We start from the raw sequence: 22,247 nt of genomic DNA, 5'->3' as shown, positions 1-22,247 counted from the left end.
AGCGAAGGACGCTCAACTTTGAGGGCTACGCACAGATTCAGCCTTCACGTTCCGCGGATTTTCGCCGCCACAGCCGCAAAAGTTCGACGGCGGCGGGCAGGTTCGCTTTCGGAGAACGGCTGTGCGGAGGTGCTCAGCGCTCCGTGCCGCGGTCTCCGTGCAGGGGGCCGCGCTCGTCGTCCGCTGCCTGGACCTGGCCTGCCGTGAGCCCTTCGCGGATGGCTTGCTCGGTGCGGGCGCCACCGGTCGAGCCGGCATCGCCGTAGTCGCCTTCCTCGTATTCACCGTCAGCGGCACCCCGTTCGGGCTCATTGATCGTGCCGGCATCGCCATAGTCGCCGTCCACATACTGCCCGCCCTCACCCTCCAGCCCCGGTGCACTGCTGGCCCTGCGGGGCTCCTCGGCGGCAACTTCAGGATTCTCAGTCATGGTGCATCTCTCCTTCGAGGCTCGGCGTCCTTGGGGGGCGCACTTGGCAGTCTATCGACGGAGCGGGCGCACCAACAGGGCTGCGACGGCCCCGCCTCAGCCGACCGCCGGCGGCAGGCCCGCGACGCCGGCCAGGACTGAAAGATGGTGCTCGAAGAGCTCCGCCGGGGCCGTGAAGGTGTCCGGCCCGTACTGGTTGAACACCTCGAAGCTCACCGCACCGAAGAGTGAACTCCACACCAGGACGCCACGGGCCACAAGCTCCTCCGGCATCGCCAACCCGAACTGCTTCCGGATGGCGGCCAGGTTCCCTGCCAGCGTGGGCGGCAATTGCGGGGACGGTCCCGCAGCCGCAAGACATCCCGCCCTGGAGGCGGACTCCAGGATGCCGATCAGGCTCACAATGACACGGGTGCCCGGTGCGGTGGTGCGGTCGGCCGGCGCGTTGTAGCCCGGAACCGGGCTGCCGAACAGGAGTGAGTAACAGGCAGGTTCCCGGAGGGCCCACGTCCGGACCGCCCGGCCCAGCGCTGCGAAGCGGCCAAAGTGATCCCCTTCCGGTGCCTCGCCCACAGCCGCATCCACCTCATCCCCCAGCTCATCGAAGGCATCGATGAGCAGAAGCGTCAGCAGTTCATCCCGGCTCTCCACGTAGCGGTAGACGGCGGAGGACACCACCCCCAAGTCCCTTGCCACGGCGCGCAGGGAGAGCGCAGCCGCCCCGTCAGTGGCCAGGTGCTGCCGGCCCAGCCGGACAATGTCCGCCACGGTCTGCACCCTTGCCCGCTGCCGCGGCGTCAGCGGGCGGGACTTGCCGGCAGTGCTGTCGATGTCATCCACAGCTTCAGCATGCCACGAAAGAGAGCAACAGCACCAAAAGAGAGCACCGCTCTTGACTTTTCCTTCAGGCAGCTCCATGCTGGCCTCTAGAGAGCAGTGCTCTCGCTAACTCAAGAGGAGACCAAAGTGTCGGATATGTATGTGGTGACAGGCGCGGGCCCGGTGGGCTGGACGGTCGCAAAGCAGCTGGTGCAGCAGGGGCGCCAGGTCCGCATCCTCACGCGATCAGGAAGTGGGCCGGAGCACCCGCTGATCGAGCGGATCAGCGGGGATGCGATGGATCCGGCGGTTGTGGGGGGCGCCCTTGCCGGCGCGAAAGCGGTCTTCCACTGCATCCACGGGTCGGCCTACACCGCCCAGGCCTGGCGGGCCGAACTCCCGGCCGCCGAGCAGGCGGTACTCAAGGCAGCCCGGGAGGCGGGCGCCGTCGTCGTCTTTCCCGAAAGCCTCTACTCCTACAGCGAGCCGGACCGCGTGATGACCGAGGACAGCCCCCGCCGGGCAGTCGGGGGCAAGCGCGGCGTACGGACGGAGCTGCTGCAGGCCCGCGAGGCCTCACCCACGCCAACGGTGAGCGTGGTGTCGGGCGACTTCTTTGGTCCCCGCGTCCGGATGGCCCACGGCGGCGAACGCATGGTGGCTCCCATCATGGCGGGGAAGAACGTCAGCGTGGTCGGAAGCTCCCGGCAGCCCCACTCGTTCACGTTCGTTCCTGACCTTGCCCGCGCCATGATCGCTGCGGCCAACAGTCCGTCTGCCTGGAACGCCGTATGGCATGCACCCACGGGCCCTGCCATCACCCAGAAGGAACTTGCATCCGCCTTCGCCGCCGCTGCGGGACAGCCCGCCCCCAAGGTTCGCGTCCTCCCCGGCTGGACGCTCCGGGCGGCGGCCCTCATCTCGGCGGATGCGCGGGAGCTCGCCGAGATGCTGTACCAGTTTGAGCGTCCGTTCGTCATGGACTCTGCGGCGTCCGAGGCAATGCTGGGCGTCAAACACACCCCATTGGAAACGGCTGCTGCCGCCACCGTGGAATGGTGGCGGCAACAGGGTTAGCCTCCGGCAAAGGCCGGCCTAGCGGCTGGGAACCTCTTCAAGGGGCTCGACGCCGGACTCCCGCCTGCGGACGGCATTGCCGGCATCCGTCCGGCCCAGTTTGCTGGGCCACCAGATCTTCGGGCCAATGTCGTACGCCAGGGCCGGCACCAGCAGCGAGCGCACCAGGACCGTATCCAGCAGGACGCCGAAGGCCACGATGAAGGCCAGCTGCACCAGGAACATGATGGGAATGACACCCAGTGCAGCGAACGTGGCGGCCAGGACTACGCCGGCCGAGGTGATCACGCCGCCGGTCACCACCAGGCCGCGCAGGATGCCGGGCCTGGTGCCGTGCTTGAGCGATTCCTCGCGGACGCGGCTCATCAGGAAGATGTTGTAGTCCACGCCCAGGGCCACCAGGAAGACGAAGCCGAAGAGCGGAACGGTGGCGTCGGCTCCCGGGAATCCGAAGAGGTTGTTGAACACGAAGGCCGAGACTCCCAGTGCGGCCGCGTAGGACACCACCACCGAGAGCACCAGCAGGACCGGGGCCACGACGGAGCGCAGCAGCAGCATCAGGATGAAGAGGATCACCACCAGGACCACCGGGATGATGACCACCAGGTCGTGCTGGGCGGTGGTGTTGGTGTCCAGTGCCGTAGCAGTCACGCCACCCACCAGGGCACCGGGATCAACGGCCTTCACCTCGGCACGCAGGGCCTTGATGGTCTCCTCCGCCTCAAGCGAGTCAGCGGCATTCTTCAGCGTGGCGTTGATGAGGACCTTTCCGTCCCGGACGTCCGGTGCGGTGGGAGCGCCCGGGGCTCCGGTGACGGGCACGCTGCCGCGCCCCAGCAGGTAAGCGTCGCCCACGCCGCCGTCCGCTTTCACCTTGTCCAGCACCTCGGCCGCCTTGCCCTGGTCCGCAACCACGACGGCGGGGCTGCCGCTGCCGGCGTCGAAGTGGCGGGCCAGCGCGTCCTGGCCGTCCACTGCGTTGGAGGCGGTGAGGATGACATCGGTCTGCGGCACGCCGTTGGCTTTCAGCTGGAACAGTCCGCCCGCGGCAACCAGCAGCAGGAGGACCGAGGCCACCCAGATGGTCCTGGGGCGCCGCGACACGAGGGAACCCGTAGCCCGCCAGAGGCCCTTTTGGCCTTCCAGGCCGGTGACCAGGTCCGGTTCGCGCTGGTCCGCAGGAAGGAGCTTGGGCCGGAAGGGCCAGAAGGCGGCCCGGCCCAGCAGTGCCATCAGGGCCGGCAGCAGGGTCAGCGCGGCGAACAGTGCACAGAGGATGCCTGCGGCCGCAACCGGGCCCAGGGCCTTGTTGGAGTTGAGGTCGGAGAAGAGCAGGCACAGCAGCGCGATGATCACGGTGGCCCCGGACGCGAGGATTGGCTCGAAGGATGCCTTCCAGGCCGTGAGGACGGCTGCCGTCCGGTTGGTGGTGTGGGTGAGGGCCTCCCGGAACCGCGCCACGAAGAGGAGGGCGTAGTCCGTGGCGGCGCCGATCACCAGGATGGAGAGGATCCCCTGGCTTTGGCCGTTGAGCTGGATCCAGCCGGCCTTTGCCATGCCGAACACCAGCAGGATGGCGGCGCAGAGGGCGAACACCGAGGTGAGCAGGACCATGATGGGCAGCAGCAGGGACCGGTAGACGATCAGGAGGATGACGAACACCGCGGAGAGTGCCACGAGCAGGAGGATCCCGTCAATGCCGCCGAACGCTGCAGTGAGGTCCGCCGCCAGGCCGGCCGGCCCGGTAACGAAGGTCCGGGCACCCTCCGGGGCCGCCGCCGTGACGGTGTCGCGGAGTTCCTTCACTGCGTCCTTGATCTCGCCCGAGGACCCGATGGGAACCACGAACTGGACTGCCTTGGCGTCCTTCGACGGTATCGGGCCAATCACGGTGCTGCCCAGCTTGAGGTCTTCAAGGCTGGTCTTCAGCTTGGCCAGCTCCCCGAGCTGCTGGGGAGTGAAAGCCTCGTTCTTCTCGATGACGATGATGCCGGGAACCTCGTCCGAGTCCCGGAACTTCGACTGCCAGTCCTGGGCCTCGGTGGCCTCCGCGCTTGCGGGGAGGAAGGACGCCTGGTCATTGGATGAGACCTCCTCCAGGCGCCCGAACGTGGGGCCGCCAACCCCGGCGAGTCCCAGCCAGGTCAGCACCAGGACCACCGGTACCAGCCAGCGAAGCCAGAACGGAACACGTTCCCTGGCGACTTTTGTGCGATTCATGATGCCTTCCGTCCACGAGCAGGGGGAGTAAAATTTGTTTCCAGCATAGATTATCTCCGCCATAGAGATAAGTGCCAGTCAAGCTTTATGCGGATTGTGTGATCCGGTCAGCAGCAACGTCAGCAGGCGATGTCCCGCGCTGGAGTAATATCCGTCAGGACGCCGGCACAGAAAGTGGCCCGGGACGGAACGACAGGGAGGTGGAGATGGAAGGAAAGAGCGCTCCCCCGCCATCCTCCTTCGAGCGGTCGGGCCCGGAGTTCGGCCATCCCCTGCTCAGGATCCTGCAGGAGTTCACCATTGAAGCGAACCGGTACGTCGATGCCGCCGGGGAGCGCAAGGACATGCACCGCACTGACATGAACGCCCTGGCTGTGATCATGCGGCATACGGCACGGGGCAACGTGGTGACGCCGGGCCTGCTGCGGAAGGAACTCAACCTGAGTTCACCGGCCACCACGGCGCTGATCGACCGGCTGGACAGCTCCGGACACGTGGTCCGTGAACGGCACAGTACGGACCGGCGGCAGGTCCAGCTGAAGATGACTCCAAAGGCCTTCCAGGAGGGCGGGGCCATCTTCGCCCCGCTGGCGCAGCACATGGGCACCGCCATGGCAGGGTTCTCCGAAGCGGAACTGGAAACCGTCACGCGCTTCATGACGGCCATGATCGATGCCACCGTGGCGGCCAGGACGGAATCCGGGTAGCGGGCCCCCGCAAGGGGTAGCGTTTGGTTATGAGTGCGCAGCAGCCTGAAGAAGACGTTTACACGCACGGCCACCACGAGTCCGTGGTCCGGGCCCATGCCGCCCGCACCGCCGAGAACTCGGCCGCCTTCGTTCTCCCGTACCTCACACCCGGGTCAACCCTGCTCGACGTCGGCTGCGGGCCCGGAACCATCACCTGCGATTTCGCCGCCCTTGTCAGCCCGGGCCATGTCACCGGCCTGGACCGCTCGCCTGACGTCATCGCCCAGGCACAGGCACTCGCCGTAGAGCGGGAAGTGCCCAACGTCGAGTTCGTGGCGGGCAACATCTACGACCTGGACTTCCCCGACGAAACGTTCGACGTCGTCCACGCACACCAGGTGCTCCAGCACCTCACGGACCCCGTGGAGGCACTCCGGGAGATGCGGCGGGTGGCCAAGCCTGGCGGCATCGTGGCGGTCCGCGACGCCGACTTCCACGGGATGAGCTGGTACCCGGAAATTCCGGAACTGGACGAATGGATGGATCTGTACCAGCGGATCGCCCGGCGCAACGGAGCAGAGCCCGACGCCGGGCGGCGGCTGGTCAGCTGGGCCCAGTCAGCGGGTTTCACCGACGTCGCTCCCACCAGCAGCAACTGGCTGTACGCCACAGCCCAGCAGCGCCGCTGGCAGGCGCGCGTCTGGGGCGAACGGGTCCTGCATTCCGCCTTCGCTGAGCAGGCACTGGAGTACGGATTCGCCAACGCGGCGGACCTTGCCCGGATTTCGGCCGGCTGGCACCGCTGGGGTTCCACGGACGACGGCTGGTTCCTGATCCCGAACGGCGAGGTGATTGCCCGGGCCTGATCCCTGGTTGTCCCCATAGCCGGAGCTTCCTTCCCTGCGCAGGATTGGCCGCACGCAGCCTCGGGACATGACGTACTTCGGCGACAACGGCTACTGGTCCGAACCTACTGCGGAGGAGGTTGACCAAGTAGACTTGGTCAACATGGGGCAATACAACGTCCAGGAAGCCAAGACCCGCCTTTCCGAGCTGTTGAACCTTGTGGAGCGCGGTGAGGACGTGGTCATAGCCAAGTCCGGCAGGCCCGTTGCGCGGCTGGTCAAAATAGAGCGGCCCCTCAAGCGGGAGCTGGGCTTCCTTGCTCCGCTCCACATACCCGACGACTTTTACGAGCCTTGGACTGACGAGGAAATGGGAGTTGCCGAGTGACGCAGCTGCTGCTGGATACCCATGTGTTCCTGTGGGCGATCGCCGAGCCCAGGAAACTCTCATCCCAAGCCCGGAATGCGATCACGAAACTCGAAAACCAGGTCTTCGTCTCACCGGTGACAGCCTATGAGCTGTCCTATAAGCACCGGCAGGGAAAGCTCCCCTCCGGAGCTGCGATCGTCACCAGCTTCGGGCGCCAGGTTGCCCACCTTTACGCCTCCGAGATCGGGATAAGCTCGCCACACGCACTTGCCGCAGGGCAGCTGGACTGGGATCACAAGGACCCGTTCGACCGGATGCTGGCGGCCCAGGCCATGGTGGAAGGGTTCACGCTTGTCACCGCCGACGATCATCTGAGGGCCTTCGAGCCGGTTTCCACGCTCTGGTAAGGGTTCCCCGCCATGGACAACCGGCCTTGGCCATAAGATTGATCAGTGCAATTTTCCCTGTGGCTGGCCCTGGCGGGTGCCGGCGCCCTCATCAGCTTCACCCCCGGAGCCGGGGCCATCAACACCATGAGCAACTCCCTGAATGCCGGATTCCGGCGCTCCATCTGGGGGATCCTCGGGCAGCAGGCAGCCCTCATCGTCCACGTGCTGATTGTGGCCCTGGGCGTCGGCGTGCTCGTGGCCAGCTCGCCCCTCGCCTTCAACGTGATCCGCTACGCCGGGGCGGCCTACCTCGTCTACCTGGGCATCCGCCAGTTCCTCAGCAAGCCATCCGCCGCACAGGAGCAGGCCGCCGCGCTCAGCAACGAGCCCGCCTGGTCCATCTTCCGGCGCGGCTTTTGGGTGAACCTGCTCAATCCCAAAGCGATCGTATTCTTCCTCGCCTTCACGCCGCAGTTCATCCGCCCGGACCAGCCACTGGTCACGCAGTATGCGGTTCTGACGGCCACCATCGTGGCCATCGACATCCTGGTCATGTGGTTCTTCTTTGCCGCCGCGGCGAAGTCATTCCAGCGCTTCACCACCACGGACCAGGGGCAAATGGTCCTCAGCAGGGTGTTCGGCGTCCTGTTCGTGGCTGTCGGCATCCTGCTGGCCCTGATCCACTGACCGAGGCCCCGGCTGGAGCTGCTCAACCACCAAGCAAACGGAGCTGCTGACGCCGGCCACTCAGAACGGGCACCATCGTGGGACGTACCCATGCCGGCGCCCGTCATGCATCTTTACAAGGCTGTAAAGCAATGTGAACCGACAGCTAGCCAAGAGCGATCGGATGCGCGCATGCTTGGGGGCATGGACTCAACGTCGAGCGCATACCGCGTCATCACCGTCTGCACGGGCAATATCTGCCGGTCCCCCATGGCCGAGCTCATGCTCAAGGCAGCACTGGAACGCGAGGGCCTTGACGGGTTGGTGGAGGTGGACTCCGCCGGAATCACCGGCTACGAGGCCGGGCGTCCCATCGATCCCCGGGCAGCGCGCCGGCTCGCTGCAACCCAGCTGGCCTCGGAACAGCACATCGCGCGCGAATGGGAGCCGGACTGGTTCCACGAGCGAGACCTGATCCTGGCCCTCGACATCGACCACTTTGCCTGGCTGAGCCAAGCGGCGCCGGACCAGGATTCCCTGGGCAAGATACACATGCTCCGCAGTTTCGATCCCGCCATGGCGGAGCGGGACCGGCTGGACCAAGGCATTGAGGACCCCTGGTACGGCGGCCACGCGGACTTCGATGCCGTGTGGCACCAGATCCACGCCGCCCTGCCCGGCCTGGTCCGGCACATCAAGGCAGCTGTCCTGCAGAACACCCAGCTTCAGCCGCACTAGCTGGGTCCCGTCGCAGGAAAGAACCGGTGCAACCCGGCAGGAGGAATGCCTCCCGGCAAAGCGCCGTTCATGGATGAAAGCTGCCAAGGGAAAACGGTACGCTCTAGTCCATGAGCCCAGCCCCCGTCATCATCGCCGTCGACGGGCGTTCCGGCGCAGGGAAGACCACCCTCGCCGTCGAGCTTGCGGCCAGGCTCCGCGCCCACCATAAGGTCTCACTGTTCCACCTTGAAGACATCTACCCCGGCTGGAACGGCCTGGCGGCCGGCGTCGAACGCTATGTCACAACAGTCCTTACGCCGCTGAGCCGCGGCGAGGCCGCCACCTGGACAAGCTGGGACTGGAAGAACCATTACGACGGCGACACCAGGGTGACGCTGCCCGCGGAGATCGTGATTATCGAGGGAGTGGGGGCAGCGGCAGAGGCAGCCCGGCCGATGCTCCAAGCAGTGATATGGGCGGAGTCTCCCGACGACATCCGCAGGACGCGGGCGCTGGACCGCGACGGGGCGACGTATGAGCCGTACTGGGACCAGTGGGCAGCGCAGGAGGACGAGTGGCTGGGCCGCGACGACGTCCCCGGCCATGCGGACCTCCGGGTCCACAACCTTGCCGACGGCTCGGCTCCGGCCGAGCTGCTGCAGCTCCTCCCCTATCTGCCCGCCCTGGCACCGGCGCTGGCGCCTGAATTGTCCGCACGCCGCGGCCTGCGCCTGCATGCCGAGCGCCTGACAGCCATCTCCGATGCGCCCGCGCTGTTCCACGCCCTGTACGGCCGCTCTGCCAATGCCGTCTGGCTGGATTCCTCGAATGCGGCTGCCGGCAAGGACGACGCTGGACAGGACGCGGGGGACCAGGCAGCACGGACGGCAGCGGAGCGCAGCCGGTTCAGCATCATGGCGGACGACGGCGGAACGTTCGGCCAGTTGGTGACGCACCGCGCAGGCGTAAGCCGGATCAAGGCGGGCTCGTGCACGGCCACCGTTCCGGGCCCGTTCTTCCGCTGGCTGGACACTGTGTGGGGCCGGCGGGCGGTGGCCGTCCCGGACGGATACCCCGGCGAGTTCACCTTGGGCTGGCTCGGCTGCCTCGGCTACGAGCTCAAGCGTGAAACCGGCGGCAGCGACGTTTCGGCGCCCACGCCGGATGCCGCCCTGATCTTTGCCGGCCGGGCGCTGGTCCTGGACCACGCCGATGGTGCCGTCTGGCTCCTGGCCCTGGAAGCTCCCGACGCCGGCGAGTGGCTGGCTCAGGCACGCACGGCTGTTGAGAATGCCGCGATCCGCGCCGATCCTGGCCGAGCAGCGGAAGCCGGCGCCAGCACCGGCGTCGTACTTCCTGAACCGCCTGTCTTCCGGAGCCGGGACACGGGCAAACGGTACCGGGAGAAGATCACCGCCGCCCAGCACCAGATCGCCGAGGGAAACACCTACGAGGTCTGCCTGACCACCACCCTCGAGGCCCGGATCCCGGCCGCCTCGCTGGATCCCTGGACCACCTACCTGGCCTTGCGCCGGAGGAACCCGGCCCCGTTCGCCAGCTACCTGCGGCTGGGAGAACTCTCTGTGGCCAGCACCTCGCCCGAGCGGTTCCTGAAGATAGCGTCCGACGGCGGGATGCGCGCCGAGCCGATCAAGGGCACCCGGCGCCGGGCAGCCGACCCGGAAGAGGACCGGCAACTGCGCACCGACCTGGCCACGTCCCTGAAGGACAGGGCCGAGAACATCATGATCGTGGACCTGCTGCGCAACGACCTGAGCCACTTTGCCGAGCCCGGATCGGTGACCGTCAGCAGGCTGTGTGCGATCGAAACCTACGCCACGGTCCATCAAATGGTCAGCACCATCGACGCCCGCCTCCTTCCCGGTGCCCTGCGGGCGGAGGCGGTGGCAGCGTGCTTCCCGGCCGGTTCCATGACCGGTGCCCCGAAGATCAGCACCATGGCCATCCTGGACCAGCTCGAAGCCGGGCCCCGCGGCCTCTACTCGGGCGCCATCGGCTACTTTTCGCTCAACGGGGCGGCGGACCTCGCCGTCGCCATCCGGACCCTGGTGGTCAGCACGACGGGTGACGCAACGGCTGAACTGTCCCTCGGCGTCGGGGGCGCCATCACGTCGGATTCCGTACCGGACGATGAATATGAGGAGATCCGTACAAAGGCCCACGGGGTGCTCTCCACCCTCGGTGCGGACTTCCCCGACGACTGATTCCAGGTGACCGGTTCCCCTATCCACAGTGCGGACGACCGTTTAGGAGGAACCAGCCGGGGGTAGGCACCTGATGGTCAGCTGACCCGCCCAAGCCATGCGGCGGACCCAAGCGCCCACACAAGGTAGGTTGCCGCATGACGGAACCATCCCATCCCCAAAACTCCAGCAGGCAGGCACCGCGCAGTTTCAAGTATGTGCTCATGCTCGGGGCCCTGGCGGCGCTTCCGGCGCTCACCACGGACATGTACCTGCCCTCCCTGCCCGCCGTGGAGGCGGACCTCCACACCACGCAGGCGGCCGCCCAGCTGACGTTGTCCGGAACGCTCGTGGGCGCCGGCATCGGCCAGCTGGTCATCGGCCCCTTCTCGGACCGGTTTGGGCGGCGGCTGCCGCTGCTCATCGGCATCTCACTTCACGTCGCCATCTCGCTGTTGTGCTCCATGACGCCAAACATCGAAACGCTCACAGGGCTGCGCGTGCTGCAGGGCTTTTTCAACGCGGCCGCCGCCGTGGTGGCCCTCGCCGTCATCCGCGACCGGTTCGTCGGCTCCGCCGCAGCCCGGCTGCTGTCCCGGCTGATGCTGGTGATCGGGGTGGCACCGCTCCTGGCCCCGACCGTGGGGCAAGCCATCGCCGGAGCCTGGAACTGGCGCGCCGTCTTCTATGCGCTGGCTCTCATCGGGTTCTATGCGCTGGCTCTCATCGGGCTGGTTCTTGTGGCGGTTGTCGTGAAGTTCATGCCGGAAACGCTGCCGGAGGACCGGCGCAGTTCCGGCCACCCCAGGCATGTGGCCCGTGCATACTGGACGCTGCTGCGGGACCGGCACTTCATGGCCCTGGCAGTCATCCCGGGCCTGGGCCTGGCCCTGATCATGAGCTACGTGGTGGGCTCGCCCTTTGTCTTCCAGAACGAATACGGCCTCAGCCCCCAGCAGTTCGCCCTGGTCTTCGCCCTCAACGGCGCGGCATTGGTGCTGTCAGCCCAGCTCAACGCCGCCCTGGTCCGAAAATTTCCGCCGTCACGCCTCCTGCGCACCGCCCTCCTGGTCCAGCTGGGCTTCGCCCTGCTGCTGCTCCTGGTGGTGGCAACCGGTGCCGGCGGCGCATTTGGAGTGGTCGCCGGGCTGTGGCTGGTCCTGTCAATGCAGGGAATGATCCCGGCCAACGCTTCCGTCCTGGCCCTCCACAACTACGGGCATATGGCAGGGACGGCGGCGGCCGTCATCGGAGCCCTCCAGTCCGGCGTGGCGGGGCTCGTCAGTCCCCTGGTAGGGGTCCTGGGCGGAAACTCGCTGTCCATGGTCTGCGTCATGATCGGCAGCTGCGCCCTGGCGGTCCTGGTGCTGGCCCTGGGAACTCCTGCGTACCGGAAGGGCGGCTGGCCCGAGCACGCAGGGAACGACGGCGGCCAACGGGTAGGTGCCGACGGGTAAGTACGTGCCGTCCGCCCTATTGGACCGTGGCTGTCAACCGGGCCACGTTGTCCACATACCGTGCAGCGAGCGGCCGGGTTAGCCAGTCCGCGAGTTTGAGCTCGTGCGAGATGTCCCGGTAGGTGTCCTCCACCGCCCGCATCTTGTTGACGATGTCCTCGCCCAGGAGCATCACCGAGACCTCCAGGTTCAGGGAGAAGGACCGCATGTCCATGTTGCTGGAGCCCAGGACGGCCACCTCGTCGTCGATGGTGAAGTGCTTGGCGTGCAGTACGAACGGGGCCTTGTACAGATAGATGCGCACGCCGGCTTCCAGGAGCGCCTCGTAGTAGGACCGCTGGGCGTGGTGGACCAGGAACTGGTCCCCCTTCTCCGAGACGAACAGCTCTACGTCGACGCCGCGCTGGGCCGCGGTGGTGATCGCATACAGCAGCGAATCGTCCGGAACGAAGTAGGGGCTGCAGATCGAGATCCGGTGCTGGGCGGAGTAGATGAGCGTGTTGAACAGACGGAGGTTGTTCTCGGTGATGAACCCGGGCCCGCTGGGTACTACCTGGGCCGTGACGCCGCCGGGCTCGGGATCCGCCGGAAGCTGCAGCTGTTGTTCCAGTGACTCGTTCGTTTCGCTCAGCCAGTCGGTGGCGAAGACCACGTTCAGGGTGGTGACGATTGGTCCCCGCAGGCATGCCATCAGCTCCACCCACTCACGGCCCGCTTTGCGGTGCCGGGGATTGTTATAGGAGGGCTCGATCAGGTTCTGCGACCCCGTGAAGGCGACCTCGCCGTCCACCACCATGATCTTGCGGTGGTTGCGCAGGTCCGGCCGGCGCCACTGGCCGTGGATGGGCAGGAGCGGGAGCATCCGCTTCCATTGGATCTTGCCCGCCCTCAGGCGCTTGAGCAGCTTCCTGTAGCCCTTGATGCGCAGCGTGCCGATGTGGTCGAACAGGACGCGCACTTCCACGCCCCGCTCCGCGGCTTCCTCCATGGCAGTGAGCAGATCATTGGTCACGTGGTCCGAGCTCATGATGTAGAACTCGGCGTTGACGAATTTCTTCGCCTTCCGCACGGCCTGCGTCATGGCCAGGATGGAGTCCGGGTACCCGGGGATAAGGTCCACGGTGTTGCCGTCCACCATGGGCAGCGACCCCAGCGTGCGGTTGAGTTCAGCGGCGGACGTGACCCACTCCGGACCCGGGTAGTCGCTTTCGGCGTCCGAGAGCGCAGTGATGCCGGCCTGCACCCGGTCGTTGACCAGCTGCTGCTGCGCGCGGCGGCGGCTGGACAGCTGGAAGTTGCCGAACAGCAGGAAAAGGACGATGCCCACAAACGGGATGAAGAAGATGCCCAGCAGCCAGGCCATGGCCGTGGTGGGGCGCCTGTTGCCGGGGATGATGCCGAGGGCGAGTACCCTGATGGCCAGGTCGATGAAGCCCAGGAGCACCACTACCCATGTCGGCGCGGTGCCGGCAAGCGAAAAAGGCCACAACACGTCTATAACTCCCGGGAGATTGGGCTCCGGGGAACGGCTTCCGGCCGGTGCACTCCGCCCAGCTTAGCCGCGGCACCGCACTAAGCTGGTGCCATGACCTCTCCAGCACCCGTGGTTCTCCTTTTCCTCGACCCCGATTTCCCCGACGGCCGGGTGGCCGATGCGTCCAAGCCCCAGCTGCTGGTCACGGACCTGGGGGTTACCAGGGGCGATGGCATCTTTGAAACCATGCTGGCTGTGGGTGGGTCGGTGCGGAAAATGCAGGCCCACCTGGACCGGCTTGCCGGCTCTGCGGCGGCACTGGACCTGGCCATTCCGGAGCAGGACGTGTGGCGCCGGGCCATCACTGCTGCCGTGTCCCGGCACCGGACGGAAAACCCGCCGCCAGACCCCGCGGCTGATGAACTGGTAGTCAAGCTGGTGGTGACCCGCGGGGTGGAGGGCGCCCCGGCTCCCACGGCCTGGGTGCAGGCGTCCCCGGCGGGTGCGTCCGGCCGCCGCCAGCGGGAAACAGGCATCGACGTGATCTTCCTTGACCGTGGCTATGACAGCGATGTGGCCGAACGGGCACCCTGGCTGCTCCTTGGCGCCAAGACGCTTTCCTACGCCGTCAACATGGCGGCACTCCGCTATGCCCACAAGCAGGGTGCGGACGATGTCATCTTCCTGTCCTCCGACGGCCGCGTCCTGGAAGGCCCAACCTCCACCGTGCTGCTCGCGCACGTGAAGTCCGACGACGGCACTCCGGTTAAGCGGCTCATCACACCTCAGTTGGACAGCGGCATCCTGCCCGGAACGTCCCAGGGCGCACTCTTCGCCGCCGCCAAGGCGGCAGGCTGGGAACTGGGGTACGGCCCCCTGGAGCCACAGGATCTGCTGGACGCCGACGCTGTCTGGCTGATATCCAGCGTCCGCCTGCTGGCACCCGTGAACACGATCGACGGCAAGCAAATCGGCACCCCGGCAGTCCAGAAGGAACTGACAGCGGAATTGAGCGGACTTTTCGCCGGCATCCACTAGACCTGCGCCCGGCGCCGCGGTCCCTTTTCCCGCCCCCTGATCACCCGTAAGGTGTGGATCATGGACTCGCGAAACCTGCCGATCGAAAAACTGTCCTTCGACGACTGCTGGGAACTGCTCGACACCGACACGGTGGGCAGGCTGGCCATTGTGGTGGATGAACATCCGGAGATCTTCCCGGTGAACTACGTTGTCCATCTGCGCAGCATCGTCTTCCGCACGGCTCCGGGCTCAAAGCTGTGGGGCGCACGGATGGAACGGCCGGCAGCCCTGGAAATCGATGGCTATGATCCCTCCAGTGAGCAGGCCTGGAGCGTAGTGGTCCGGGGCGACACGGAAATCATCGAGGACCAGGCCGTCAGGGATGCTGTGGACGGCCTTGGCCTGGAGCCGTGGCAGCCCGGCGAGAAGGCCAATTACGTCAGGCTCAACGCCAAAGCGCTGACAGGGCGCCGGTTCAAAGTCAACAGGCCTGATGTCTGGAACACCCGCCTCCAGGACCGGCGCCGGGCCTCGTTCGAGTAGCCGTCGTCAGCGACCGGAACGGGCAGCCTGCCTGGAAAGCTGTGCCTCCAGCCCGGAAAGCAGGATGGTAAGTCCCTGGTCAAGCTCCGTGGCGCCATCGTACTCCGCCAGCGCCGGGGCCAGGGCGCGCAGCTTTGGAAACTCCTTGGCGGGGAGGCGGTGCAGGCCAAGCCGCAGCAGGACTTCGTTCTCTTCAGGGTCCACCACGTACTCCTGCAGTTCGTTGAGGATGTGCCCGTAGAGGAAGCCGTAGTAGGCGCGGTAGACGTGCAGCGCATCGGCCGGTTCGAATCCTGCGGCCACCAGCAGGGACAGGATCTGCTCCAGGGGCCGCAGCGTGCCCAGCGGGCGCAGGCCCAGCGGGGTGGAAAGGGGCCGGGTGACCAGCAGCGGCACCACGTTGGGGTGCCTAAGTGCCAGCATGCGCAAATTGTGCGCGATTTTCCGGAGCTGCTCTTTCCAGTCCGGGTCCTCGGGATGGATGTTGAGCTGGTTGAGGACCAGTTCCGAGACTCCATCCAGGAGGGCGGCCCGGTTCTCGGCGTACCGGTAAAGGCTCATCGGATCCCGGCCAAGCTCCATGCCCAGGCGGCGCATGGTCAACGCATCCAGCCCTTCGGCATCCACGATTTCCAAGGCCTTGGCCAGCACCACCTCCCGGCTGAGCGGGGCCTTGCGGCCGGCTGTTGTCACCGTTTTTGGGGAAGCCATTTTGTCCGTCCTGAGTGCCGGCGCTTCATGCGACCAGTTACTCCAGTCGCTTGCCGTATCTGTAGTCTACGAGTAAAGTCTACATCGTAGATACGGAGTTAGCGCCGCTTCTGGGCCAGGGGTATAAAGGCCCAATTCACCCTTCTTTGCCCCCGTGCAGGGCATCGAGGTCCGCTGCTGTAGCCGAATAGCGGCACCGAGCACCGAGCGAAGGGACGCCGTCATGGCACATTCGCAGTTCGACATTTTCCTCAACGAAGCCACCTACTTCGACCAGGCGTCTGAAACCACCCTGGATCCGGACCGCCTTTACGGGCTCTACACGAGCTGGTGCTTCATCAACCAGCAGGCCCCCCGCCCGGAATCAAAGTTCTGGGCCGCGATGAAGACCAAGGTGTCACCCGGCCACCGGGGCCTTCGCATGAAGGGCCCGGCTGCCGCGGACTACATCCTGAGCAGCTATCCGGGACTCGTGTAAGGGCAACAAGCAGTAGACGATCAATGCTGCGGCACGCACAGGTGCCGCAGCATTTTTCATGTGGGGATGATTCGGAAAAGGAACCTGGTACGGACCATGACCCACAACAGCCCCAGGACCACGGCATAGGCCGCTGTGTTGAGAAAGCTGCTTTGTTGCTGGAGACCGGGAATATTGGGGACGACGGCGATCAGCACCACGTGCATGATGAAGACGTTAAGCGTTGCCCTGCCCAGCGGGATCAGGAACCAGCCAAGTAGACGCTGCACCGGTTTCCAATAGGCGCTGAGGAACGCATAGGCCGCCACCACCAGGACCAGGACGACGAGCAGCCGGCCGGGGGCCAGGTACGTCCGGCCGAAGAGTGCGTCATACATGGGGCGGTAGGCGGCATCCGGTACGAGCGCCAGGCGGACGTCGTAGGTGTTGGCCAGGTAGGGATTGCCCCAGGACAGGAAGGCCAGCGCGAACGCGGCTGCCGTTCGTATCCAGCAGGGCGAAACCTTCGCTTCCGGGCTGCGGCGCATTCCGGCTCCGGTCGAAGGGGTAGCCCGTGCCCAGGTACGGCGCCCACACCATGGTGGCCCTGCCGCCGTCGTACTTCCTGAACGCCGCCGCCACGTTCCGGAATGCCTTCCGGCAGTCGGCCGGCTGCTGGCAGGGCGTGCGACCCTTTGGTTGCGGCCTGCTGGAGGAAGCCGTCGAGGTCATTTTGTTCTGAATCCCGGTAGGGAACGGTGATGTCGTGCCCGAAGACGGCGGGACTGGCCCCGAGCCGGTCGCTGAAGCCGGCGGCGGTATCCTCACCCCACTCGAGCACGGCCCCCAGCCACGGCTTTCCCTTGTCCGGGGCCGTGTCTGCCGCCCGGGCCGGCACTGCCGGGACCAACAGGGCCACGAGGGCGATCAGTGCGGCTGCCAGGAAGGTTCCGGCGGAACACGGACGGTTCCGCCCGCCGGCGGCGTGGTGGTGCGATACGTGTGCCCGCATGCTGACAAGGACCCACGTACTCATTGCTCTGGAGACGGGGCGGCGCCCCCGGTAAGAACTTTATCGCCCTGCCGCCCGCTCAATTACGGAACATGACGACGGCGGCGGTGCAGGTTGGCGCCTCAGGTGTTATTTTTTTGGGGAGTAATGAGTACCGGTGCTAAGCCCTGACTGGCCGGTCGGCAACCCTCCCTTTCGCGGCGGGGTGCCTCAGGTGAATACTCGGCATATCGACCGATTCGAGCTGCAAGCGTGAAAGAAGGAGATCCGTCGTGTCTGACGCACCCGCCCCTGACGAAAGACTGTCCTACCGCCTGATTACCGGGGCGGACAACCGTGAATTCTGTGAACGGATCTCGGCTGCGCTGGCGGACGGCTACGTGCTGCACGGCAGCCCGGCAGCAACGTTCAACGGCACCAGCGTGATCGTGGCGCAGGCCGTCGTCCTTCCGGCCGCAATCGCGTCCGCGGATGCCGCAGTGGCCACTGCCGTGGACGAACTGGAGGGCGAGTTCGACGGCGAGGGCCACGCATGAGCTACGCAGGGGACCTGACGCCCCAGGAAGCCTGGGCCAAACTGGAGCAGGGCGCCGTCCTGGTGGATGTCCGCACCGAGGGTGAATGGGCCCACATTGGCATTCCGGACACCAAAGCCACCGACAACGACCCCCTCTTCATCCAGTGGACCTTCCCGGGCGGCATCCCCAACCCCGACTTCGTGAAGGACCTCAAGGAGCAGGCACCCCAGGACCCTGCCACGGAACTGGTGTTCCTGTGCCGTTCCGGCCAGCGTTCCATCGCCGCAGCCACCGCAGCCACGCAGGCGGGCTTCACGGCCTACAGCGTCCTGGAGGGTTTCGAAGGCGACCCCGACCGGTACGGCGAACGCACCCTCAATGGCTGGAAGAACCGCGGCCTGCCCACCAACCTCGGGAAGAACTAAGTGACTTTCAACCAAGACTCCTCCGGCTGGAGCCCCGATACCCAGGCTGTCCGCGGCGGGCTGGACCGCACCAACTTCCAGGAAACCTCGGAAGCCCTCTTCCTCAACTCCGGGTTCGTCTATGAGTCCGCGGCCGCGGCCGAACGAGCCTTTACCGGGGAAGACGAGCGGTTCGTGTACTCCCGCTACGGCAACCCGTCGGTGGCCACGTTCCAGGAGCGGCTCAGGCTGCTGGAAGGCACCGAAGCATGCTTTGCGACGGCGTCGGGCATGTCCGCCGTGTTCACTGCGCTGGGTGCATTGCTGGCTGCCGGCGACCGGGTGGTAGCTGCCCGTTCCCTTTTCGGTTCCTGCTTCGTGATCCTGAACGAAATCCTTCCGCGGTGGGGCGTGGAGACCGTGTTCGTCGACGGGCCGGACCTGGACCAATGGCGTGAAGCCCTCTCCAAGCCCACCACCGCCGTCTTCTTCGAGTCCCCGTCCAACCCGATGCAGGAAATCGTGGACATCGCCGCGGTCAGCGAACTGGCGCACGCCGCGGGCGCCACAGTGGTGGCCGACAACGTCTTTGCCACTCCCCTGCTGCAGCGCTGCGGTGACCTGGGCGCGGACGTGATCGTCTACTCCGGCACCAAGCACATCGACGGCCAGGGCAGGGTCATGGGCGGTGCGATCCTGGGCACCAAGGAATTCATCGACGGGCCGGTGAAGCAGCTGATGCGCCACACCGGCCCCGCGCTTTCCCCGTTCAATGCCTGGGTCCTGACCAAGGGCCTGGAGACGATGGGCCTGCGGGTGAAGCACTCCTCCGCGACTGCCCTCCGCCTCGCCGAGTGGCTTGAACAGCAGCCTGCCGTCAGCTGGGTGAAGTATCCGCTGTTGAAGTCGCATCCGCAGTACACCCTGGCGGCGAAGCAGATGAGCGCCGGCGGCACGGTACTGACCCTCGAGCTCGCCCCTTCCGGCGGACGCTCCGGCAAGGAAGCCGCCTTCGCACTGCTGGATGGGCTGCGCATCATCGACATCTCCAACAACCTGGGCGATTCCAAGTCCCTGATCACCCACCCCGCCACCACCACGCACCGCGCCATGGGCCCGGAGGGGCGGGCGGCGATTGGACTGAGCGACGGCGTGGTCCGGCTCTCCGTTGGGCTCGAGGACCCGGAGGACCTCATCCGCGACCTGGAACAGGCGCTGAAGCAGATCTAGGTTTCGACGCGCCTTCGCATTATCGACGCGCACGATCCCCTTCGCGGCCCGAATGTGAGTCGCGTAGGGGAATCTGCGCGTCGAAAAGGAAACGGTGCGTCGCCCATGAATTGTCGCGGGCTGACCGTCAGGCCTGGCGGACGCGCAGGAGCTCGGGCGTTGTCTCCACCTCTGCCAGGTCCAGCGAACCGCGCATGGTCACGTACACGGCCTGCCGGACCACCGCGCCGAACCCCATGTCTTCCGGCGGCGGTCCGGCAAGGGCCTTATCGCGGGCGCGGCGCTGTTCAGCGGCCCCCGTTCCGCGTGCAATGATGTCCTCCACTCCACGCCGGGCCAGGGCCAGTTCCCCCTGCTCTTCCAGCACGGGGGCAAGGTAGTCCACCAGGGAACGGGCCACGTCCGCGGCCGGGGCGGGGCGGAAGTTGCCAAAATCAAGGAGCTCACCGCTCAGCCCTTCACTGCTTGCCTGCCATGAGGCCATCCGCAGCAGGACGGTGGGAACGGGTGCCGGGTCCACGTCCCCACGCCATTCCCGGCTTGCCGACTCCACCAGCGCCCGGACCAGCACAGCGATGAGCGCGGCGTCCTCGGCCCGAAGGCAGACATCCGCAACGCGAACCTCCACGGTGGGGTGGTTGCGGGACAGACGGGCATCGAAGTAGAGCATGCCTTCGTCCAGCATGACCCCGGTGTCCAGCAGCCGGGTCACTACGCGGCGGTAGGCAGGATAGGTACTGTAGATGCCCGCCGGACCCGCCGTCGGCCAGCGGTTCCACGCCTGCGTCCGGTAGCTTTCGAACCCGGTGGAGACCCCGTTCCAGAACGGCGAATTGGCACTCAGGGCTGTGAGCACTGCCAGTTTGTCGCGGATGCGGTCCAGGACCGCCACGCCCTCTTCCGGCGATTCGATGTAGGTGTGGACGTGGAAGCCGCAGGTCAGCTGCTCCTGGGCGGTGAGGCCAAAGCGTTCCAGCATCCTCGCGTAGCGGGGATCGGGTGTCGTGTGGCTGGGGGAGGCCACCGGCGACGTGGCGAGCGCCGCCACCCGGGCCCCGTGCTTCCTTGCTGCCTGGTCCGCCAAGGCACGGCCGGCACGGATTTGTTCCAGCAGGCTGCCGTACTCCGGGCACGGCCGGGTCTGCGTCTCGATCTGCTCAAGCTTCAGCTCGGCACTCAAGCCCATTTCGTCGTCGTAATCCGCTTGGTTCCCGATGTGGTGGACATCCCGGTCCACGGGAAGATCGTCAGCTGCCACGTTGTGGCCTGCAAGGAGGGCGTCAGCCAGGGCAAGCGGCTCTCCGGACTCCGGATCAACAATCAGGAGTTCTTCTTCTACGCCGAATGTACGCATACGAACATTCTGCGGGCAGCAGCCGGGCATAGGAACTGTCACACGCGGTTCATGACGAACCGTGAATGCTTAGCCCTGGAAGTACTCCACCCTGGCGCCGATGGTGTTCAGCCTCTCCGCCAGGTCCTCGTAACCGCGCTCGATGACATAGATGTTCCGCAGCTCCGATACCCCCCGCGCGGCGAGCATGGCCAACAGCAGGCAGGCGGCCGGACGGAGCGCGGGCGGGCAGCCCACCTCGGCGGCACGCCACTTGGTGGGTCCATTGACGTAGATCCGGTGGGGGTCCAGCAGCTGCACCTGGGCACCGAGCCGGTTGAGTTCCGTCAGGTAGATCGCCCGGTTCTCATAGACCCAGTCGTGGATCATGGTCTGGCCGTGGGCGTTGGCGGCAATGACGGCAAAGAAGGGCAGGTTGTCGATGTTCAGCCCGGGGAAGGGCATGGGGTGGATCTTGTCCTCGGGGGCGCGCAGCTCGGAGGGCTTGGTGGTCACGTCCACCAGCCGGGTGCGGCCGTTGCGGGCCATGTACTCGCCGGAGATCTCCAGCTTCTGCCCCATCTGGCCCAGGGTAGCCAGCTCGATTTCCATGAACTCGATGGGGACCCGCCGCACGGTGACCTCGGAGTTGGTGACAATGCCGGCGGTGATGAGGCTCATGGCCTCAATGGGATCCTCAGAGGGGAAGTATTCGATCTCGGCATCGATTTCCGGCTTGCCCGTGATTTTCAGGGTGGTGGTGCCTACGCCTTCAATACTGACGCCCAGCATCTGGAGGTAGAAGCACAGGTCCTGGACCATGTAGTTGGGGCTGGCGTTGCGGATCACGGTTGTGCCCGGCCGGTGTGCGGCGGCCATGATGGCATTCTCGGTGACGGTGTCGCCGCGCTCGGTGAGGACGAAGGAGCGGTCGCGGGTATCGGCAGGGGGCGCCTGGACCGTGTAGAAACCGGCCGTGGCCTCCACGGACAGGCCGAACTCGCGCAGCGCCTGCATGTGGGGCTCCACGGTGCGGGTGCCAAGGTCGCAGCCTCCGGCGTAGGGCAGCCGGTACTCGCGCGACTCGTCCAGCATGGGGCCGAGCAGCATGATGACGCTTCGCGTCCTGCGTGCCGCGTCCACATCCATGGCTTCAAGGTCCAGGACAGCTGGGCGGCGCAGGCGCAGGTCCGTGTCGTTAAGCCAGGTGCACTCCACGCCGATGCTGGACAGCACCTCGACGATGCGGTTGACTTCCTCGATCCGCGCCAGGCGGCGGAGCACAGTGGTTCCGCGGTTGATGAGGCTGGCGCACAGCAGGGCCACACCGGCGTTCTTGCTGCTGTTCACGTCAACGGCACCGGACAGGGTGCGGCCGCCCTCCACCCGCAGGTGCGTCATCTGCGGCTTGCCCACGTTGACGATGCTGCGGTCGAAGATGTTCTCCAGCCGCTGGATCATCTTCAGGCTCAGGTTCTGCTTGCCCTGTTCCATCCGGGCAACAGCACTCTGGCTGGTGCCGAGTTCGGCGGCCAACTGGCCTTGCGTCCAGCCCTTTTCGCTCCGGGCATTCCTCAGCATGGCGGCAACGTGTTCGGCGGTTTCCTGCGTCATACCCGAAAATATATCATAAATGAGTTACTGCGCCGGTCTTGGGGG

General features: G+C 66.2%; 24 protein-coding genes and 1 riboswitch. Of the genes, 16 read left to right on the top strand and 8 right to left on the bottom strand.

The features are described from left to right. Positions 1 to 133: 133 nt before the first annotated feature. Both AB0313_RS15180 and AB0313_RS15175 read right to left on the bottom strand, forming a co-directional pair. Entirely contained in the window at positions 134 to 430 is a 297-nt protein-coding gene (locus AB0313_RS15180; protein WP_366306488.1) for a hypothetical protein, read from the bottom strand. 96 nt (positions 431 to 526) lie between these two features. Then, on the bottom strand, positions 527 to 1,270 hold the full coding sequence (locus AB0313_RS15175; RefSeq protein ID WP_307303802.1) for a WHG domain-containing protein: 744 nt from the start codon (positions 1,268 to 1,270) through the stop codon (positions 527 to 529). Between the two features lie 135 nt (positions 1,271 to 1,405). Here AB0313_RS15175 and AB0313_RS15170 point away from each other — a divergent pair, with 135 nt between their 5' ends. Further along, positions 1,406 to 2,326: an NAD-dependent epimerase/dehydratase family protein gene (locus AB0313_RS15170; protein ID WP_141946719.1), complete on the top strand. Its 921-nt coding sequence runs from the start codon at positions 1,406 to 1,408 to the stop codon at positions 2,324 to 2,326. 18 nt (positions 2,327 to 2,344) lie between these two features. Here the strand turns inward: AB0313_RS15170 and AB0313_RS15165 are convergent, their stop codons facing one another. Further along, a complete protein-coding gene (locus AB0313_RS15165) occupies positions 2,345 to 4,546 on the bottom strand; it encodes an efflux RND transporter permease subunit (RefSeq protein ID WP_366306486.1) in 2,202 nt (733 codons plus the stop codon). 206 nt (positions 4,547 to 4,752) lie between these two features. On the opposite strand from AB0313_RS15165, the gene AB0313_RS15160 reads away from it, so the two are divergent. The 8 genes from AB0313_RS15160 to AB0313_RS15125 all read left to right on the top strand — a co-directional run bounded on the left by AB0313_RS15160 (position 4,753) and on the right by AB0313_RS15125 (position 11,886). Further along, positions 4,753 to 5,253 carry a MarR family transcriptional regulator gene (locus AB0313_RS15160; protein ID WP_366306484.1) on the top strand — a complete coding sequence of 167 codons (501 nt, stop codon included), beginning with the start codon at positions 4,753 to 4,755 and terminating at the stop codon, positions 5,251 to 5,253. Between the two features lie 29 nt (positions 5,254 to 5,282). Further along, positions 5,283 to 6,101 carry a methyltransferase domain-containing protein gene (locus AB0313_RS15155; RefSeq protein ID WP_141945379.1) on the top strand — a complete coding sequence of 273 codons (819 nt, stop codon included), beginning with the start codon at positions 5,283 to 5,285 and terminating at the stop codon, positions 6,099 to 6,101. A gap of 67 nt (positions 6,102 to 6,168) precedes the next feature. Further along, the gene (locus tag AB0313_RS15150) at positions 6,169 to 6,468 is read left to right on the top strand and encodes a type II toxin-antitoxin system prevent-host-death family antitoxin (protein WP_366306482.1); all 300 of its coding nucleotides are present in this window, start codon (positions 6,169 to 6,171) and stop codon (positions 6,466 to 6,468) included. Continuing rightward, positions 6,465 to 6,857, top strand: coding sequence for a type II toxin-antitoxin system VapC family toxin (locus AB0313_RS15145; RefSeq protein WP_366306480.1), 393 nt, complete (start codon positions 6,465 to 6,467; stop codon positions 6,855 to 6,857). Before AB0313_RS15150 ends, AB0313_RS15145 begins: the two co-directional genes overlap by 4 nt. 45 nt (positions 6,858 to 6,902) lie before the next feature. Beyond that, entirely contained in the window at positions 6,903 to 7,526 is a 624-nt protein-coding gene (locus AB0313_RS15140; protein WP_141945375.1) for a LysE family transporter, read from the top strand. Positions 7,527 to 7,709: 183 nt separating this feature from the next. Next, positions 7,710 to 8,243: a low molecular weight protein-tyrosine-phosphatase gene (locus AB0313_RS15135; RefSeq protein ID WP_366306478.1), complete on the top strand. Its 534-nt coding sequence runs from the start codon at positions 7,710 to 7,712 to the stop codon at positions 8,241 to 8,243. 110 nt (positions 8,244 to 8,353) lie between these two features. Further along, on the top strand, positions 8,354 to 10,450 hold the full coding sequence (gene pabB, locus AB0313_RS15130) for an aminodeoxychorismate synthase component I (protein ID WP_366306476.1): 2,097 nt from the start codon (positions 8,354 to 8,356) through the stop codon (positions 10,448 to 10,450). A 137-nt stretch (positions 10,451 to 10,587) separates the two neighbouring features. Further along, positions 10,588 to 11,886, top strand: a complete 1,299-nt coding sequence (locus AB0313_RS15125) for a multidrug effflux MFS transporter (RefSeq protein WP_366306474.1) — start codon at positions 10,588 to 10,590, stop codon at positions 11,884 to 11,886. A gap of 16 nt (positions 11,887 to 11,902) precedes the next feature. On the opposite strand, the gene cls is transcribed toward AB0313_RS15125, so the two are convergent. Beyond that, the gene (gene cls / locus AB0313_RS15120) at positions 11,903 to 13,375 is read right to left on the bottom strand and encodes a cardiolipin synthase (RefSeq protein ID WP_366306498.1); all 1,473 of its coding nucleotides are present in this window, start codon (positions 13,373 to 13,375) and stop codon (positions 11,903 to 11,905) included. Between the two features lie 96 nt (positions 13,376 to 13,471). Between cls and AB0313_RS15115 the strand changes: the two genes are divergently transcribed. Next, on the top strand, positions 13,472 to 14,398 hold the full coding sequence (locus AB0313_RS15115) for an aminodeoxychorismate lyase (RefSeq protein ID WP_366306472.1): 927 nt from the start codon (positions 13,472 to 13,474) through the stop codon (positions 14,396 to 14,398). A 60-nt stretch (positions 14,399 to 14,458) separates the two neighbouring features. Continuing rightward, a complete protein-coding gene (locus AB0313_RS15110) occupies positions 14,459 to 14,923 on the top strand; it encodes a pyridoxamine 5'-phosphate oxidase family protein (RefSeq protein ID WP_141945363.1) in 465 nt (154 codons plus the stop codon). 6 nt (positions 14,924 to 14,929) lie between these two features. Here the strand turns inward: AB0313_RS15110 and AB0313_RS15105 are convergent, their stop codons facing one another. Then, positions 14,930 to 15,634, bottom strand: a complete 705-nt coding sequence (locus AB0313_RS15105) for a TetR/AcrR family transcriptional regulator C-terminal domain-containing protein (RefSeq protein ID WP_366306470.1) — start codon at positions 15,632 to 15,634, stop codon at positions 14,930 to 14,932. 223 nt (positions 15,635 to 15,857) lie between these two features. Here AB0313_RS15105 and AB0313_RS15100 point away from each other — a divergent pair, with 223 nt between their 5' ends. Continuing rightward, positions 15,858 to 16,112 carry a hypothetical protein gene (locus AB0313_RS15100; protein ID WP_366306468.1) on the top strand — a complete coding sequence of 85 codons (255 nt, stop codon included), beginning with the start codon at positions 15,858 to 15,860 and terminating at the stop codon, positions 16,110 to 16,112. A gap of 56 nt (positions 16,113 to 16,168) precedes the next feature. Here the strand turns inward: AB0313_RS15100 and opgC are convergent, their stop codons facing one another. Then, the gene (gene opgC / locus AB0313_RS15095) at positions 16,169 to 16,639 is read right to left on the bottom strand and encodes an OpgC domain-containing protein (protein WP_366306466.1); all 471 of its coding nucleotides are present in this window, start codon (positions 16,637 to 16,639) and stop codon (positions 16,169 to 16,171) included. 26 nt (positions 16,640 to 16,665) lie between these two features. On the opposite strand from opgC, the gene AB0313_RS15090 reads away from it, so the two are divergent. From AB0313_RS15090 to AB0313_RS15075, 4 genes are all read left to right on the top strand, one after another. Further along, complete coding sequence (locus AB0313_RS15090; protein ID WP_366306464.1) at positions 16,666 to 16,833, top strand: hypothetical protein; 168 nt, start codon at positions 16,666 to 16,668, stop codon at positions 16,831 to 16,833. Between the two features lie 413 nt (positions 16,834 to 17,246). After that, positions 17,247 to 17,362, top strand: a riboswitch (SAM riboswitch). Between the two features lie 13 nt (positions 17,363 to 17,375). Continuing rightward, positions 17,376 to 17,639: a DUF1737 domain-containing protein gene (locus AB0313_RS15085; RefSeq protein ID WP_366306462.1), complete on the top strand. Its 264-nt coding sequence runs from the start codon at positions 17,376 to 17,378 to the stop codon at positions 17,637 to 17,639. Then, entirely contained in the window at positions 17,636 to 18,046 is a 411-nt protein-coding gene (locus AB0313_RS15080) for a rhodanese-like domain-containing protein (protein ID WP_141945352.1), read from the top strand. Before AB0313_RS15085 ends, AB0313_RS15080 begins: the two co-directional genes overlap by 4 nt. Continuing rightward, positions 18,047 to 19,255 carry an O-succinylhomoserine sulfhydrylase gene (locus AB0313_RS15075; RefSeq protein ID WP_366306460.1) on the top strand — a complete coding sequence of 403 codons (1,209 nt, stop codon included), beginning with the start codon at positions 18,047 to 18,049 and terminating at the stop codon, positions 19,253 to 19,255. 127 nt (positions 19,256 to 19,382) lie between these two features. Here the strand turns inward: AB0313_RS15075 and AB0313_RS15070 are convergent, their stop codons facing one another. Next, positions 19,383 to 20,609, bottom strand: coding sequence for a glutamate--cysteine ligase (locus AB0313_RS15070; protein WP_366306458.1), 1,227 nt, complete (start codon positions 20,607 to 20,609; stop codon positions 19,383 to 19,385). A gap of 69 nt (positions 20,610 to 20,678) precedes the next feature. Further along, on the bottom strand, positions 20,679 to 22,202 hold the full coding sequence (locus tag AB0313_RS15065) for a UDP-N-acetylglucosamine 1-carboxyvinyltransferase (protein WP_141945346.1): 1,524 nt from the start codon (positions 22,200 to 22,202) through the stop codon (positions 20,679 to 20,681). Positions 22,203 to 22,247: the final 45 nt, after the last annotated feature.

This window comes from Pseudarthrobacter sp. NPDC080039 (assembly GCF_040702335.1).
Taxonomy (GTDB): domain Bacteria; phylum Actinomycetota; class Actinomycetes; order Actinomycetales; family Micrococcaceae; genus Arthrobacter; species Arthrobacter enclensis_A.
This window is presented reverse-complemented; position numbering and strand designations above follow the sequence as displayed.